13 protein-coding genes, 2 pseudogenes and 1 other annotated feature are annotated in these 15,986 nt (G+C 66.1%); of the genes and pseudogenes, 4 read left to right on the forward strand and 11 right to left on the reverse strand.

The genetic code is table 11. The features are described from left to right. Window positions 1-656 precede the first annotated feature (656 nt). Entirely contained in the window at window positions 657-2,522 is a 1,866-nt protein-coding gene (locus tag UA74_RS16415; RefSeq protein ID WP_232237285.1) for a polymorphic toxin-type HINT domain-containing protein, read from the reverse strand. A gap of 42 nt (window positions 2,523-2,564) precedes the next feature. Here UA74_RS16415 and UA74_RS31925 point away from each other — a divergent pair, with 42 nt between their 5' ends. From UA74_RS31925 to UA74_RS16430, 3 genes and pseudogenes are all read left to right on the forward strand, one after another. Continuing rightward, a complete protein-coding gene (locus UA74_RS31925; RefSeq protein WP_198042739.1) occupies window positions 2,565-3,167 on the forward strand; it encodes a group II intron maturase-specific domain-containing protein in 603 nt (200 codons plus the stop codon). A 91-nt stretch (window positions 3,168-3,258) separates the two neighbouring features. After that, window positions 3,259-3,369 (forward strand) — a sequence feature (AL1L pseudoknot). Next, a pseudogene (locus UA74_RS16425) lies at window positions 3,265-3,654 on the forward strand (IS3 family transposase); the annotation flags it as partial. Its footprint overlaps the feature before it by 105 nt. Window positions 3,655-3,691: 37 nt before the next feature. Further along, window positions 3,692-3,988 (forward strand): hypothetical protein, encoded by a 297-nt coding sequence (locus UA74_RS16430; RefSeq protein ID WP_075741072.1) that lies wholly within the window; start codon window positions 3,692-3,694, stop codon window positions 3,986-3,988. Window positions 3,989-4,200: 212 nt separating this feature from the next. Here UA74_RS16430 and UA74_RS16435 read toward each other — a convergent pair whose 3' ends face one another. From UA74_RS16435 to UA74_RS16470, 9 genes and pseudogenes are all read right to left on the reverse strand, one after another. After that, window positions 4,201-4,386 carry a hypothetical protein gene (locus UA74_RS16435; RefSeq protein ID WP_075741073.1) on the reverse strand — a complete coding sequence of 62 codons (186 nt, stop codon included), beginning with the start codon at window positions 4,384-4,386 and terminating at the stop codon, window positions 4,201-4,203. A gap of 152 nt (window positions 4,387-4,538) precedes the next feature. Continuing rightward, window positions 4,539-4,847, reverse strand: a complete 309-nt coding sequence (locus UA74_RS16440; RefSeq protein WP_075741074.1) for a hypothetical protein — start codon at window positions 4,845-4,847, stop codon at window positions 4,539-4,541. Between the two features lie 485 nt (window positions 4,848-5,332). Then, window positions 5,333-7,273: a 1-deoxy-D-xylulose-5-phosphate synthase gene (gene dxs / locus UA74_RS16445; protein ID WP_083683263.1), complete on the reverse strand. Its 1,941-nt coding sequence runs from the start codon at window positions 7,271-7,273 to the stop codon at window positions 5,333-5,335. Between the two features lie 117 nt (window positions 7,274-7,390). After that, complete coding sequence (locus UA74_RS32920) at window positions 7,391-7,711, reverse strand: glycosyltransferase family protein (RefSeq protein ID WP_198043196.1); 321 nt, start codon at window positions 7,709-7,711, stop codon at window positions 7,391-7,393. 110 nt (window positions 7,712-7,821) lie between these two features. Then, window positions 7,822-8,524, reverse strand: a pseudogene (locus UA74_RS33635) (leucine zipper domain-containing protein); the annotation flags it as partial. Between the two features lie 104 nt (window positions 8,525-8,628). Beyond that, window positions 8,629-9,117 (reverse strand): hypothetical protein, encoded by a 489-nt coding sequence (locus tag UA74_RS16455; RefSeq protein ID WP_157442262.1) that lies wholly within the window; start codon window positions 9,115-9,117, stop codon window positions 8,629-8,631. 260 nt (window positions 9,118-9,377) lie between these two features. Then, a complete protein-coding gene (locus UA74_RS16460; protein ID WP_083683264.1) occupies window positions 9,378-10,679 on the reverse strand; it encodes a serine hydrolase domain-containing protein in 1,302 nt (433 codons plus the stop codon). Between the two features lie 169 nt (window positions 10,680-10,848). Beyond that, complete coding sequence (locus UA74_RS16465) at window positions 10,849-11,514, reverse strand: response regulator (protein ID WP_075764812.1); 666 nt, start codon at window positions 11,512-11,514, stop codon at window positions 10,849-10,851. Continuing rightward, a complete protein-coding gene (locus tag UA74_RS16470) occupies window positions 11,507-12,697 on the reverse strand; it encodes a sensor histidine kinase (protein ID WP_075764814.1) in 1,191 nt (396 codons plus the stop codon). Before UA74_RS16470 ends, UA74_RS16465 begins: the two co-directional genes overlap by 8 nt. A 1,150-nt stretch (window positions 12,698-13,847) precedes the next feature. On the opposite strand from UA74_RS16470, the gene UA74_RS16475 reads away from it, so the two are divergent. Continuing rightward, window positions 13,848-14,540 (forward strand): helix-turn-helix transcriptional regulator, encoded by a 693-nt coding sequence (locus UA74_RS16475; protein WP_083683265.1) that lies wholly within the window; start codon window positions 13,848-13,850, stop codon window positions 14,538-14,540. Between the two features lie 86 nt (window positions 14,541-14,626). Here UA74_RS16475 and UA74_RS16480 read toward each other — a convergent pair whose 3' ends face one another. Next, window positions 14,627-15,877 carry a macrolide family glycosyltransferase gene (locus UA74_RS16480; protein ID WP_075764816.1) on the reverse strand — a complete coding sequence of 417 codons (1,251 nt, stop codon included), beginning with the start codon at window positions 15,875-15,877 and terminating at the stop codon, window positions 14,627-14,629. Between the last annotated feature and the right edge of the window lie 109 nt (window positions 15,878-15,986).

The raw sequence follows: 15,986 nt of genomic DNA on the forward strand, positions 1-15,986 counted from the left end.
AGACGCGCGAACGATGACTCACGAAATACCGGTTTTCGCCACCAAAGCTGAGGCACGAAATCCGGTCGAGCGACTTCTCGGCACCAACCGGTCCATGTTCTCTCTCTATGGACCTGCGGACGACCTCTTCGATGACACACGCGTGAACCAATTGCGTCGGCACCTGAAAAAACCGCTGGCAACCTTCCCCGTCACCGCCGCCTCTGCGAGGAACTCGACTACCTTAACATTTGAAATTGACCACATTGCCAAATGGGAGTTGCTATTCTTTTGTGACCATAGAAATTCCACCCGACGCAAGGGAAAACATTCGAGTAAGCACCTTCCGAACTTTTGGATCTAGATCAATTCGATCTAGCGATTCGAGTCTTTCCGGATCAAGGTCGATGGTAGCAACCCCGCCAGCATCCTTGCCATCCGCAGTCGAGAATAGCAGAAGGCATCGGTAAGTTCGCACGACACCTCCCCGCTCCTCGCGCATCAACGACCGGAGGAAGACGACTCCTTCCTTGACTTGACCGCGGAGCGCGTCCACCGAGCTCCACCGGGTCGACCAACCTCGACACTCCGCCTCCATTTGCATCTCGATAAGCATATCAAAACTGATTTCACAAATTCGAAAATCAGGATCAGCTGAATGAATCACTGACATCAGGTCACCACCCCCCACTGTAGACGTCGACACGGATTGAAGTCCCTGGGTCAATACGCCCATCGTTGATGCGCGTTAAGACCTCGTCCCAACGGTGATGACCTCCAAGAATAGTACCTCCACGTGAAACGAAAATCCCGTCTCCCTCGTCGGCGTTATTAATACTGTCCAGAAGTTCATCGTTGCTCAGCTCTTCGTGATACCACTGCGATGCCGGATCCCGAGTCGCCTGCCCCTCAGTGTATCTCTCAGCGAGGTCGCCTGCCCTCTCGTAACGCGGCGACCAATCGGAACATGGCCCAGAATTATGGACAAGTACCTGTGTTCGACCTGCCACAACATAGTACGTGTGCAGCCTGTCGATGGTGAGGTTACGTACCTGTCGTGGCGCGTCGTAGGCATCGACGGCGGTGACCGAGGCATCCCGATGATCCGCTGTCTCGAAACGGTGGCCCGGCTCCAGGTCCTCGGCGTTGACCCAGGCGTTCAGGTCTGCGACCCAGAACGGATGCTCGGCCGTCGCGGTGATCGTGTCCGTGCCGCCGTCTTCGGTGGTGATGGTGATGTCGACCAGGTGCTTGACACCGTCGCCGACGATCGTGGCCGTCACGGGCTGAACGCTGGTATCACCTGTGGTTGGGTCCGCTGCCAGGACCTCGTCGCCGACCTCGACGTCCTCGATCGGCTTCGTCGACCCGTCTGCCATGAGCACCTCGGTGCCCGCGGCGAAGCTGTTCGATGTATCGCAGGAGTCGGCGGGGCCGACCAGGTTCGTCGGGTCGGTGTAGGACACCTCCGACGGCGCGCTGTCGTGCAAGGAGATGTTGGTGATCAACGACCCTGCGGAGTCCAGCAGATCTCGATACAGCCGGTCGTATGATTCGGCAACGTCCTCCACACGATCGAAGAGGTCACCAACCTCACTCGCGGGCACCGACGGCGAGGACGACACCGGAGCATCGGGGCCGTTACCGAACCACGGATCGTCCCAGCCGTCCGGCATGGGAGTTGGGTTCTCGATCGCGTCGTCCCGATTCCGCTCCCTTGCCCAAATCGCTGGGTCCGGCGGAGGCGGAGGAAGCGGGATCTGGTACCCGCGCCAGCCCGTTGCTGGACCGCCAATCGGCTGAGAACCGGGACCACGGTTCCCGCTGGCAGAGGCGGAAGTCCTACCGATATTGTGCTGCGATGAGCCGGACCACGTGTTTCCGTCCCCGTAGTCCGGAATAGGCGTGTAGTGAGGCAGGAGTTGTACATCAGCTTCGATCGTCGGTGACGTTGTGCAGCCCGATTTCCCTCGGCATAGAAGTGCAAGAAGCACTAGCCACCAGGGAATATGCCCGTCGGGATCGATGAAGTTCGTCGGTGCCCCCGCCCCGTAGGTATACCGGTTCGTCAGGATCGACGGGCTGCTCGGGAGGTCGATGTCGTCCCGAGAGAGGAACGCGGCACTCGCGGGGTCGTACCAGCGGGCGCCCATGTTGGTCATGCCGGTGTCAGGGTCGGTCCAGTCGCCCTGGAACCCGATGATGCCGGTCGACCCGGCCGTGTCGACGACCTGGCCGAAGGGGTCGTAGGCGCGGGAGCCGGTCAGGGCAGCGCCGGTGACCGGCAGGCCGCCGATCACGTCGCCGTGCCGGTCCGAGACCGCCAACGCCGTCGTGTCGGCGTCGGACCAGGCCAGCAGCTCGTCGCCGGGCCCCCGGCCGAAGACCGAGGCGCCGTCGGACACCGGCTCGATGCTGAGCCCGGCATAGGAGAACCCGCCCACGCCGTTGCGGGCGACCACCCGGTCCAGCGCGTCGTAGTCGTACGTCGTGCCGCCTCGGGCGATCAGCCGGTCGAAGGCGTCGAAGGAGAACTCCTCCACCAACCCGGAGCTGTCCCGACCGGCCACGGTGCCTCGGGCGGTGTGCTCATAGGTGTAGTCGCCGTCGGCGAGCAGGCGGTTGCGCTCGTCATAAGCGGCCGTCTTGTCCCCGACCGCGATCCGGTTCCCGGCGGCATCGCTGCCCGGCTGGCGGAGTGCGGGTTGGAGTTGCATCCGGTGAAGACCCGGTTGGTGTATTGCAAGGACGAGAACCGTCCGGGCTCCTACGAGTACGAGCAGTTCACGTTCCTGGGATACACGTTCCGAGCACGGCAATCGTATAGTTCGGTGACGGCGAAGTTCTTCGTCAGTTTCTCCCCGGCGGTCAGCCGGGAGGCACTGACGCGGATACGACGCACGATCCGGGGTTGGCGTCTTCATCGGCGCAGTGACATGACCTTTCAGGAGATCGTCGCCCACATCAACAAGTATGCCACCGGGTGGATCGCCTACTATGGGCGGTTCTACAAATCTCAGCTACATGCGGCGTTCTACGGCCTGAACGATTTCCTGGTGAAATGGGCCAGACGGAAGTATAAGACGTTGAAGAGGCGCAAGAAACATGCGTGGGCGTGGCTGATCGGGATCGCGAGTCGGTACCCGTTGAGTCTTGCTCATTGGCGTCTTGGTGTTCGTCCGACGTGAACGGTGAAGGTTGGATGATGGGAGCCGTGTAAGCCGAGAGGTTTACGCACGGTTCTGAGAGAGCCGGGCGGTGCGATTCCGCCCGGCCACTCGCTTTCGCGCGGGAGCTCGACCCGCGACCGCCACGATAGTCGAGTTCATCGACGACCACAGGGAATCGTTCGGAGTCGAGCCGGTCTGCCGTGAATTGGAGATCGCTCCGTCGACCTACTACGCCGCCGTGTCCCGGCCGCGCTCCGCCCGGTCGATCCGCGACGACGAACTGAAGAGCGAGATCCGACGTGTGTTCGAGGAGAACTACGGCGTCTACGGAGCACGGAAGATCTGGCGGCAACTGGGCCGCGAGGGCATCGACGTCGCCCGGTGCACGGTCGAGCGGCTGATGCGCGAGTTGAGGATCTCTGGTGCCGTGCGCGGGAGAACCCGGCGCACGACCGTGGCCGACCCGAGTGCTCGACGACCTCCGGACCTGGTCAACCGCGACTTCACCGGGATCGAGTAAGACCAGGACGGCACGGTGCCGCGTGAGGCCTTCCCCCAGTGCCGCCGTCGCGGCCCGCATCTGCGCGTTGGTCGCGACATCGCCCGCCCACAACGCCCGCGAGATCTGGTTCAGAAGCACACCGGCCCGGCGGATCTCCCATTCGACACGGTCCAGCTCGGTCACCAACGTCCGTGCCTGCGCCAACGACAACCCCGGCGCAGTCGGCGAAGGCCTCTCGGTCATCGGCGAGGCCGACACCGCCGACTCCACCAACAACCTCGGCACGCTCACGCCCGCAGCCGCCGCCCGCACCGTCAACTCCACCGCCTCGGCGTGACCGGCGTGCACCGACCACTGCACAGGCCGACCACCCTCGACCCGCCGCTGCCGCCTTCCCCGCACTCCCATCCCGCTACCACCGTCCCGTGCCGCTACACCATTCGGAGTAGCGACACGGTAAGCGGGGACACGCCGCAGCGGCGGCATCCGCAGGACAATTCTGCGCACCGACGCCGATCAGGCGTCTGAGCTCTAGCTCGCTCCCGCCGATCAGACAGGCACCGACGCCCCTGCGAGCAGTGCCAGCCCGAGCAAGGCGACCACCGCCGCACCCGCAAGCACGCCCGTCGCAGCAGCGCGATCAGCGGCGTTTCGACCATGCAACACCGACGGGGTGGCCATCAATCCCACGACGACAGCGGCACCGACAACCGCCAAAACCAGATAGAGCAGCATCGTTCTCGTTCCTCCACGATTCGAGTTCATCTCGACGGGGAGGGGGCTCCGAGGTTCTCCACTGTGTCTACTTCGGAGCAGAACACGACCCATAACCCTCAAGATCCCACCTTCAGTGGGCCAGCGACGGCCACCGAATGATCACGCGGTCCTCACCATCGCTGCAGGCGCAGTTGCCCGCTGGCGAGGCCTTCGCGCAGCGCGGTCGGCTGCGGCCTGCCAGGCACGTTGTGCTGTGCCAACGCCCGGACGGCAGGCGTCTCAGCCCACTCCCGCGCGTCCATGGCTGTCTTCGGCCAATCGGCGCCCGGCAGCTCCACGCCGAAGTCGCACACCGCGAGCTGGCCGCGGTGGACCGCGTCGACGACATCCAGTGCCATATCGAGCAGGTCGGTGTAGCCGACTGCAACCGCCTTGAAGACGCCGCCGCTGCGGAGGGACCCGACGTAGCACTTGTTCACCTGCTAGTCACAGCACGCGCAGTCCGCGCAGCGGACATCGTCGACGGGCGCCACCAACGCGGTGTCACACGTCAGGCACGCCGCCCAGGAGACCGCTGGCTGAAAGCACAGCGGCTCGTCGGTGATCGTCACGGTGCCTTGGATGAGCTGGTCGTGTCCGCAGCGCGTGCAGATCACCCGACGGGACACCGCGAGCCTCGTCCCGGCTTCCCCCGAACCTCTATTACGGCGTCGACCGGTCCTTGGCAGCCAGACTACTCGAAACAGATGCTTCCACCGCCTGAATCTGCCCCCATTTCAGTGGTGGTCTCCCGGCCCTGCGTTGTTCTCGCGTTCGTCGGCATCGGCGCCGTCGTAGTCGAGCGTCGTCATCTGGCGTGTGCAGCCGTCGTGGGGCCGAGCTCGAAATCGACCTGACCCGCATTCTTCGGCCCGTCACGTCGGGGTGCGCAACCCGGGCCGGCACGGGGAACACCCGACGGAGGTCAGCGCCGCCCGGACATCGGGTTGGTGGTCGGGTACCCGATGGCGGAGGTGGTGTTGTGGTGGCTGATCCACCCGGTGGTTGCGCGGGCGATACCGGGACCGGTCAATCCCATCTCTGCAAGGAGTTCGTTGCGGGATGCGTGCTCGGGGAAGCAGCGTGGGATGGCCAGATTCAGCAGCGGCATATCCAGACCGGCCTCGCGTAGCAGCCCTGATACAGCCTGGCCCACACCGCCGGCGCGGCTGTTGTCCTCCACCGTGACCACGTGGCGGTGTCGTACGGCCAGTGCGGTGATCGACGCGGGAACCGGCAACACCCAGCGTGGGTCGATGACGGTGGTGCTGATGCCGTGACCGTGGAGCAGTTCGGCGGCGGCCAGGCAAGCAGCGGCCATCGCGCCGACGGAGATCAGGAGGACGTCGGTGGCGTGGTCTTCGCCGTCGGTGGGGGTCGGGCGGTGCAGCACGTCGAGCCCGTCGACGCGGTCGAGTGCGGGGATGTCGGCACCGACGGTGCCCTTGGGGTAGCGCAGCACCGTAGGGGCGTCGTCCACCTCGATCGCCTCGCCCAACAGCACCCGCAGTGTGGCGGCGTCGCGGGGTGCCGCCACGCGCAGGCCGGGCACGGTGCCCAGCATCGACAGGTCCCACATGCCGTTGTGGCTGGGCCCGTCGGAACCGGTGATCCCGGCCCGGTCGAGCACGATGGTCACCGGGAGTCGGTGCAGCGCGAGGTCGAGCAACACCTGGTCATAAGCGCGGTTGAGGAAGGTCGCGTACAGGGCGATCACGGGATGCAGGCCGCCCATCGCCATCCCGGCCGCCATCGTCACGGCGTGCTGCTCGGCGATGCCCACATCGAAGAATCGAGTGGGAAATGCCTCAGCGAAGCGGTCCAGCCCGACCGGCCCACGCATCGCGGCCGAGATGGTCACGAGGTCACGGCGCCGGGCGCCCAGCGCGGTGACCTCCTCGGCGAACACGCTGGTCCAGTCCAGAACGGAGGCTTTCAGGGAGCGGCCGGTGACCGGATCGATGGGGCCCACAACGTGGAACTGCTCGGCCTCGTCAGCCTCGGCGGGGCCGTAGCCGCGGCCCTTGGCGGTGATGGCGTGCACGACCACCGGCCCACCGTAGCCGTGCGCCAACCGCAAGGTCTCCTGCAAAGCGGGCAGATCGTGCCCGTCAACGGGCCCCAGGTACTTCAATCCGAGGTCGGCGAACAGCACCTGCGGGGCCAGCACGTCCTTGACGCCTTCCTTCGCCGCATGCAGCGCCCGGAACAGGGTTTCGCCCCCGGGGGCGCGGCGCAGTGCCCTTCTGCCCCATTCCAGTGCGGCCTCATAGCGGGGGTTGGTGCGCAGTGCCGCCAAGTGGTCGGCCAGGCCACCGATGGTGGGCGAGTAGGAGCGGCCGTTGTCGTTGACGACGATGACCAAGGGCTGTCCGGGATCAGCGGCAATGTTGTTCAGCGCCTCCCACGCCATGCCACCAGTCAGCGCGCCGTCACCGATCACCGCGACCACACGTCTGTGCGAGCGTCCGCTCAGGGTGTTCGCGCGGGCGATCCCTGCGGCCCAGCTGGTGGCGGTAGAGGCGTGGGAATTCTCCACCACGTCGTGCTCGGACTCCGCACGCGACGGGTAGCCGGACAGCCCGCCCTTGGCCTTGAGCCGGGAGAAGTCATGACGGCCGGTGAGCAGCTTGTGAACGTAGCTCTGGTGGCCGGTGTCGAACACGATCGTGTCTCGAGGTGAGTCGAACACCCGGTGCAGGGCGATCGTCAGCTCGACCACGCCGAGGTTGGGGCCCAGGTGCCCGCCGGTCTTGGCGACCTCCGAGATGAGGAAGCGGCGGATGTCCGCCGCTAGATGCGGCAGGTCCTGTTCGGACAGTGCCCTGAGGTCGGCGGGGCCGTCGATGCCTTCCAGCAGCGTCACGGGTGTGCCCTCTCACTGATCGGTGGCGTGGTGTAGCCGGCGGCGCAGGGGGCTGGCGGACGCCGCAGAGTCTAGCTGCGTCCGGCCATAAATGGTGACCGATGTGTGGGCATGCGATCACGGCCCGTGGTTGGTCAGGTCAACGCGGTATGCCAGGACGGTCAGCTCGGGCTGGCGCTCGGCGGTGGACACCTCAACGTCGCGGGCATGAGGAAACCCGTCGGGGCCGATCGAGTCGGGCAATAACAGCCGAATCGCTTCGGACGACGCGGCAGGTCTGGGGTGCAGGCGGCGCAGCACGGTGAGGTGGATCGTGGCCACCATCGGGACCAGTTCGACCAGCGGGCGCTGCCAGCGCAGACGGTCGCCGAGGTCGACTTGGGCCAAGCCGTCCAGTCCAACTCGTTCCAGCGCGTCGACGACCAGTTCCAGCTCCACTCGGTAGCCGCAGGGCAGAGTCTCCAGCAGGCTGCGGCGCCTCGCGTACTCTCTGCCCGGTGGCTGCGCGAACCCGGCAAACGCTGGCTAGTGGGCATTGAGTAGATCAGGTAGTTCTTGGCGTTGTCGGTCAGGACGCGGTGGACGCGTGGGATGCCGTTGGCGGCGAACCACGAGGCCGCGCGGAGCAGGAAACCCGCGCAGGTGACGCCGCGTTCGTCGTTGAGGATTTCGGCGTAGGCGAGGCGGGAGTGGTCATCGACGGCGGCGTGGACGTAGTCATAGCCCAGGCCTCTGACCATGCGGGGCCGTATGCCGCGGCCGTGGGCGCGCCAGCCGCCTCCGGACGGGATCTTGCCGATCTTCTTGACGTCCAGGTGCAGCAGATCGCCCGTGTGAGGGTGTTCGTATCGACGGGTGGTGTGCCGGGTGGCGCGGATGCGTTGCCCGGTCAGCGGATCGCACTCGCCCAGCCGCGGGACGCCGCGGCGGGCCACGACCCGCGAGACCGTGCGGACGGCGACGCCGATGGCGGCGCTGATCCGAACCGGGCCGCACCGCAGCCGCTCCCGCGTGGCGACGACCCGGTCCTCGGCTTCGGCGGGGGTGCGGGAGGGCATGTGGTGCGGCCGGCTCGACCGATCGGTCAGACCCGCCAGGCCCTCATCGTGGAAACGGCGGACCCAGCAATGTGCGCACTGCCGCGACACACCGAGCTCCTTGGCCACGTGAGCGACCGGTCGGCCGTCGGCGACCCGTGAAACCAGGACCAGGCCGTCCGTGCACGGTCAAGCGGGCGTTAGCGTGTCCCATCGAGGCTCCGGTCGTGGTGACTGACTTCGCAATCACCACCGCACCCGGAGGCCTCACCCATGATCAAGCCGACACACCGTCACCAACGTGTCGGGCAGGTACAGCTAGCCGAAAGACCAGGTCAGCGGTGCTTCTTGCATTCTGATGTCAATCTTCTTGTTCCGTCCATTGTGGTCTGATCGGCGGCTTGCGACCGGTTTGGGGAGGATTTCGGGGTCCGGAACCTTCGGCGTGATGGTCTCGCTCAACCGCAGGCCTCTTCTCAGCACCGCCTCGAGGATCCGCTCATTCGGACCGCCTCGACCCGTGCACGCGAACGTCAACATCATTCGCGCTAAGGAGGATGTCGACGTCGCCTCGCGTTCTGCCCAGCGTGTTGCCGTGTCCTCGTCTCGACGAACGACCAGAGGAAAGATCAGGCGGAGGGGCGGTGGATGCGGGCTGAGTTGGCGATCGGGGTTGCCGTCGGGATGGCGGTGGACCCAGAACAGGCCGCCGAGGTCCAGGCGGTGTCGCGCGCGGGTGACCGCAACGTAGGCCAGCCGGGCGGCGCTGGGATCGATCGGATCTCTCCACGCCGTCAGGTCGTCCACGGGTGGGAGACACGGCCCGGATCGGGTTCGGAGTGACTCGGTGTGGTGCCCGACGCCTGCCTTTTCGAAGCGCCCCTCGATGTCCAGTAGGCGAGCGTGGGACCGACATCCGATCCGCAGCAGGCCCGCCGACACGGTCAGGATCGGGCGCCAACGACGTTCCCGATCCAGTCGACATGTCGGAAAGCCGACGCGCCTCGCCTCGGTCACCGACGAACGCGCTCATCGGGGACCGAGGCGAGGAAGGCACCGACACTGTGTCAGTTCGTGGCGACTGGCAACGTCTCGCCCAGCATCGTGCAGACCGCGCCGTCGATCACCGCCTGGTCAGCGGCGCCGAGCTCCGCTTCGAGCAGCCCGAACTGCGTCGTGGTGACCACGGTGACCGATCGCGTGCCCGCCTCGTCGACGTAGTTCGCGCTGGAGTAGCCGGGGATTCCGCCGGTGTGGCCCCAGACCGGCCCGCACGGGCTCTGGTACTGCTCGAGGCCGAGCCCGTACCGCGCGCTCGCCGGGTCGTCGGGGATCTCCACGACGGTGTCCTTCATCTCGGCCAGCTGCGCGGGCGGCAGCACCTCGCCGGACAACAGCGCACGCAGGAATCGTTGCCAGTCCTGCGGAGTGGATACCACCGCACCCGCGGCCCAGGCCCAGGACGGGTCGATCGATGTCACCGTGACGTGGCCGTTCCGAGACTCACCCGCGAAGGCGACACCTTCGGGCGTGCCCGGCGGCAGTAGCGGCGCGAGGTGTTCGGCGTCGGGTTCGTACCCATCGGCCAGCAGGTCACCGTCACGGGACTCGCCGTCGGTCGCCAGGTAGGTGTCGGACAACTCCAGGGGGTCGAGGATTCGCTGCTGGAACAACGATTCCATCGTCTCGCCGCTGACGTCCTCCAACACCATACCGAGGGCGACGTAGTTGGTGTTGCTGTAGGCGTGGCGGGTGCCGGGCGGCGATAGTGCGGGCAGGCTCACCCCCATCTCGAGCAGCCGAGCGGGCGGCAGCGGCGTGGTGCTCTGGCCGGTGATCAGAGCCAGAACCTCGGGGGCGTAGATGTAGTCGGCGAGGCCGCTCGTGTGATTCAGCAGCATTCTGAGCGTGATCTCATTCCCGTTCGGCACCGCGCCGGGCAGCCATTTCTCGATTGAATCCTCCAGGGAGAGCCGTTGCTCGGCGACCAGCTGCAGGACTAAGACGCCGATCATGGTCTTGGTGTTCGATCCCATCCGAAACTGGTCGTGGACCGTCAGACGGTGATCGGCGATGGTCCAGTCGGCTTGCCGCGCGAGTTCGATCGGTTCCCTGACGCCGTCGTCGACCCGGACCACGACACCTGGCACGCCTGCGGCGACGGCATCGTCCAGCAGGGTGGTCAGCGCGGTGCCCGGAGTCGGGGAGGCCGGCGGGGCGGTCGCGCTGACGTCGTGGGCTGCGAGTGGAACGGCGGAGTCAGCGGGTCCGGCGCAGGCGGCGATCGTGGCCAGCACGGCCAGGCCGGCGGCGACGGTCAGCGTCACCCGTCGAGTGGAATCCGGTGATCCGGCAGGCCGAATACTCATGGTCTTCTCCTGTGGCGGGACGGTGTGCGGCGGGCTCGCCGCGCTAGAACCATTCAGCCAGGATCACCTCGTCGAGACGTCGCACGATGTAGTGCCTTTCCCGACCCTCGGCTCACTCGAAGGAATGACCGGAAACGACCGGGGGACTTAGGCCGCCGCACGTGAACGATCAGGATCGAGTATTTCTCGCCAGCACCGCTGCCTGGGCCCGGCTCTGGCAGCCGGTTTTCGTGAGCACGCGGCTGACGTGGGTTTTCACCGTGTGGAGGCTGACCACGAGTCGCTCGGCGATCTCGGCATTGCTCAGTCCGTCCCCGATCAGGTTCAACACGAGGCGTTCTCGCGCGGTGAGGTTCGTCAGCCTGGCGAGGTCACGGGTATCCGGCCGGTGCCGGGCAGTCAGGTGTCCGTCGATGATCCGCCGGGTCACCGCCGGGCTCAGCGCGCTGTGTCCAGCCGCCGAGGCCCGAACTGCGGCGGTCAGCTCCTCGTAGGAACTGTTCTTGAGCAGGAATCCCGCCGCGCCTGCGGCGAGTGCATCGTCCACGTACTCGTCGAGATCGAAGGTGGTGAGCATGAGCACCTGGGTACGGCCGGGGCCGAGTAGCCCGCGTCTACCCAGTTCGGCCAGCGCCCACAACCCGTCTCGGCGTGGCATTCGGATGTCCAGCAGCAGTACGTCGGGCCGGAGCTGGACGCAGACGTCGACGGCTTCCTCACCGTGGGTGGCGGTGCCCACGACGGTGAGGTCGGGCCGGCCCTCCAGGATCGTGGTCAGGCCGACACGGATGATCTCTTCGTCGTCTACCACCACCACGGTGATCTGCTCAGACATCAGCGAACTCCAGCGGCATCGTGGCCATGATGCGGAACCCGCCGTCACAGGTCGGGCCTGCGGTCAGTTCGCCACCCGACGCCTCAACCCGTTCGCGCATGCTGATCAACCCGAGGCCCGCTCCCACATCCTGCGCACCAGGCCGAACAGCAGGACTGTTCACCACCTCGACCCGCAGTTGCCCGTCGTCGATATCGAGAGTGAGGACGACCGCCGCGCCGGGGGCATGACGGCGGGCGTTGGTCAGCGACTCCTGCACGATGCGATATCCAGCCAGTTGCACTGGGCGCGACGACGCCGCCAGCTCGTGGCCGAGTCGCGCGTCGACGGTTCCGCCGTCGGCCCGGTGGGCCGCCAGCAGCGCAGGCAGCTCACCGAGCCCCGGAGTCGGACGCAGTGGGGCTGCCTCTGCCGGATCATGCAGCACCCGCAGCAGGTCCCGCAGTTCGCCGCCGAGCTGCCTGCCCGCCAAGGCAAGCCCGTCGGCCTGGGTACGGGCCCAGTCGGGCAGGTCGCTACCTCGGGCACGAAGGGTTTCCGCATGCACGACGAGCAGGGTCAGTGAATGCGCGACCAGGTCGTGCATCTCACTGGCGATGCGCACCCGTTCCCGTTGGGCGGCCTGCTCGGCGCGCAGCTGTTGCTCGCGGGACGCGTCCGCCGCCCGCTCTTCGGCAGCGGCGAGCAACGCGCGGCGGGTGCGGGCGGCGAAGCCCATCGCCCAGGCCAACGGCATCGGAGCCAGCATGGCGAACACGTCGATGCCACCTCGGAAGTCTGCCGCGCTGGCCGTCTCCCAGTTGATCCAGAGGCCTGCTGCGAGCATCCCGCCGCCCGTCAGTGCGGCCAGTCCGGTGCGAGCCAGGTGGACACCGTGGTTTCCCAGGTTGTAGAGGACCACCGCGAGTGGCAGGAAGACCAACGGAGACAACCTGACTCCCCCGGCCGCACCGCCCACGACTGCCGCCACCAACGTGCCGAAGATCAGCAGGAAGGCGGTGACCGGCACTCGACGCCGAGCCGACAAGGCAACCAGGGCCACCAGCTCGAAGCCGATCAGCAGCAACCACGCGGTTGAAGACTCGTCCGTGCTCGGCTGTAACAGCGGCGGCGCCACCAGGGTCAACGCGATGACCACGGCATCCGCTTCCCACCAACGCCACCGGCCAGAATCTCCCGTCACAGCCCAACCCTATGGCCGAGTCTGCCGCCGATCGTCACTCTTAGGGACTACCGGGCTGATCCCTCACCCGTCCAGACAATGCAGCGAAGCCGCAGCTGTCGCCCCGCTCGGCAGGATTCCGGGTCTCGCACCCTGCGCTCGTAGCTCGTTCAGCTGGCTCCTGGCGCGGTGGTCATCGCGGTCCACGAGTCGCTGCCGGAAAGCAGGCGCGGGGCTCCTGATCGGCCGTCACCCCGGGCGCCGGGTCGCGGCACCACAGTCAGGGGGTGCCGCGTCGACACCTCGCAGGCCACCCGTCTCGTCCACCGGTGCTCGGACGCCCGGCGTGGGCAGGCCAGTGCCGCACCGCTCGCTGCGCCGCAGCCCTCACCTGCTCGTCGTCCGTCTCCGGGTCCAGACCGAGCCGGGTTGCGCGGATCGATCCCGTGGACGAAGTGTCCCCGACCGCTCGTCCGAGGGAACGACGGAGAACGGTTTCCGGTCACGATCAGATGCACCGCGCCCCGGCAACCCCCCGGGCACCCCGGACACCCCCTGCCGAAAGCAGACCGGCCCCATGCCGCAGCGCGGGGTGCCCCGTAAACGGCGTTCGGGCACGCACGAGTTGGCCGACGTACTGGGCGAGTGCGTGCGAAACGGACAGGATGGCCAGGTATGGGATCCTGCGGATTCCGTGGTGCAGGAAGAACCATCTGAGCGTGCAACCTGTGAATGGAGCAACGAATTAGCCCATCTGCTGGAACATTACCACGCACAACCAGCGGGCCAGCGTCGTCTGTCGACCTTCGATTCATCGAACACCACGGTGATGAGCCCCAGCGATCCCCGTGGTCCAACCATGACCGGGCCAGGCAGGACGCTGGTCCACCTCACCGGAAACTGCGCAGCGGGTCGGTTCGCACCGACCGAACCGATGTGACGCAGGAACGAACCCACCGTTCACCGTCGAACGGCGTCAGGCGCTCCTGTAGCGGAGGGGGGTGACCGTGAGCACAGCACGGGCACTGTCAGCCGGTGGCTGCTCACGAGTCGCCGAGAGACGTCACGACGCACCAATCACAATAATCACGGGGCAGGCTCCCGCGAACTTTGGATATCAAGTATTGGCCAACGTCAGAGAACTCCCCATTCTGAAAAAGCGGAGACCAATATGAAAAACTCGACCAGCATGATGACCTCGTGCAGAACAGTCATCACCACCAAGAACGGAGATGCCTCCGACGATGACTGCGATATCTACACCTCGTTGTCCGAGCAGTCCGGTCTCTGCACGGCCCACCTGGACACGCACCTGCGGGTTCGCGATGCCAGTGAGGATTTCTGCGATCAGTTCGACCGGACCGCCGCACAGGTCTGCGGGTTGAATTTCGTCGAGCTCGTCCATCCCAGCGCGCGCAGGCTGCTACAGCAGCAATTCGGACGCCTGATCGAGGGCACCAACAAGAGTTTCGTCGATAAGCTGACCACCGTTCGTCAGCAGCGAACCGCACGCCTCGGTGACCTGTGGGCCATGGCGGTGACCGAGCGGGCCGGGGAATTGAAGCACATCCTGGTGCTGCTCAACCCCGCGACCGACGAGAGTCAGTCCGTCAAACCGAAGAAACGCCTCATGCTCTCGTCGATGGATGCGACGATCATCGAGAACGTCGCATCCGGACTGTCCAGTGTGACCATTGCGAACCGAATGTACCTGAGTAGGCAGAGCGTCGAGTACCACGTGAGCAATTTGATCCGCGAGTTCAAGGTGGCCAACCGCACCGCGCTCATCGCGAAAGCCTACAGCCTGGGTATTCTCTCTTCCGACGTGTGGCCGCCCCGGGTTCCCGAAGCGTATATCAAGTAGAACGCCGCCCGGGCTGCCGTGCAACGGTGCACGGCAGCGACGACGGGGCAGGCACTCACCCGCCGGACCCGCCGCCGCCACCGGTTCTAGGCCGGACTCACGACCCGCGCCCGGGATTCGAACACCGCGACCGCGCCGTCGACGCCGCCGGCCGCGCGGATGTTCTCCTGCAGCGCCTCGATGGCCTTGCGGTAGTGCGGCGCGTCCGCCTCCCGCACCGCAGCCAGCAGCACCTCACCGTCGATCTGATCGTGACGGATCAGCGGGCCGACGCCCAGTTCGGCCGCCCGCTCGGCGATCATCTGTTGTTCCGGCGAGTGCGGCACCATCACCGGTGTGACCCCATAGTGCAATGCCTGCATCAGGCTGCCCATACCGGCTTGGTTGATGATCATTCTGGCGTGTGGCAGCACGGCGAGATGCGGAAGCCATTGGTGCACCTCGACGTTCTCCGGGACAATCCCCAGTTCCTCGGGCCGCACCCGGCTGCCTAGGGTGAGCACCACATGCCATGGTTGGCCTTCGAAGGCCTGCGCGCACATCCGGAAGAACTCGGGGCGCTCGTTCGTCGTGGTGCCGAGCGAGACCAGGACCACCGGGAGACCGCTGGCAGGGGGCGTCCAGCCAGTCTCCGGTTCCTTTCGCTCCAGGCACGGCCCGACGAAGGAATGGCGTTCGTCGAAGGTCTCGTAGCCGAGCTGGAACTCTTTGGGGAAGAAGGCGAGGTTGGCCTCCTCAGCGGGATCGTTCACCAACGCGGGGTCGCTAAAGCCGTGCGCTCCGAGGTAGGTCATCAGCGCGGTGAAGTACTCGGCCATCGCGGGGTGCTGCGGATCGAACTGTTCGCCGACCTGTTCGAAGAGCTTGACGAGAAACAAGAACTCGTTACTGGAGGCGAAGGTGGGGAACAACTCGATCGCAGGCCGATTCCACTTCCTGGAGAGAACCCGCCCAGAGAGGAACGTGACGAGGTCGTAGGCCACCACGTCCGGTGGGGCGTCGGCGAAGTGGGCCTCGATCGAGGCGGTGGTGGCCTGTGCCTCCTGGACCGCCCGGAGGGGTTGGCGGAACATGTGCTCGACGTCGAATAGATCGCCGGGCGGTGTGGTGGACAATGGGGATTCGTAGATCAGCACCTCGGCACCGGTTGCCGCGACCGTCTCGGCCAGATTCTCGGTGATGGCGTAAACCACCTCATGACCTCGGCGCACCAACTCGGTCACCAGCGGCAGGGTGGGCATGACGTGACCATGCATCGGAAGCGGCATCATCAGGATACGCAGACCCGTCACCGGCTCCGCCTCGTTGGTGTCCGAATGCAATGAACGTGGCGACATTGCTCTCCTTACAGTTGGTCGCGGGTAGGACTTCCGGTAGCTCCGGCCGCCACGCCGCTCGCGCGGCCCCGCAGATTTATTCGATACCAGCGCGGCTCCTGGGAAAATG

The organism is Actinoalloteichus fjordicus (assembly GCF_001941625.1).
Taxonomy (GTDB): domain Bacteria; phylum Actinomycetota; class Actinomycetes; order Mycobacteriales; family Pseudonocardiaceae; genus Actinoalloteichus_A; species Actinoalloteichus_A fjordicus.

Bases quoted from the DNA above. Each gene is read 5' to 3' on its own strand.
- UA74_RS16475 (WP_083683265.1), top strand. From the start codon at position 13,848: ATGAAAAACTCGACCAGCATGATGACCTCGTGCAGAACAGTCATCACC.
- UA74_RS16435 (WP_075741073.1), bottom strand. From the start codon at position 4,386: ATGCTGCTCTATCTGGTTTTGGCGGTTGTCGGTGCCGCTGTCGTCGTG.
- UA74_RS16460 (WP_083683264.1), bottom strand. From the start codon at position 10,679: ATGAGTATTCGGCCTGCCGGATCACCGGATTCCACTCGACGGGTGACG.
- UA74_RS16465 (WP_075764812.1), bottom strand. From the start codon at position 11,514: ATGTCTGAGCAGATCACCGTGGTGGTGGTAGACGACGAAGAGATCATC.
- UA74_RS16480 (WP_075764816.1), bottom strand. From the start codon at position 15,877: ATGTCGCCACGTTCATTGCATTCGGACACCAACGAGGCGGAGCCGGTG.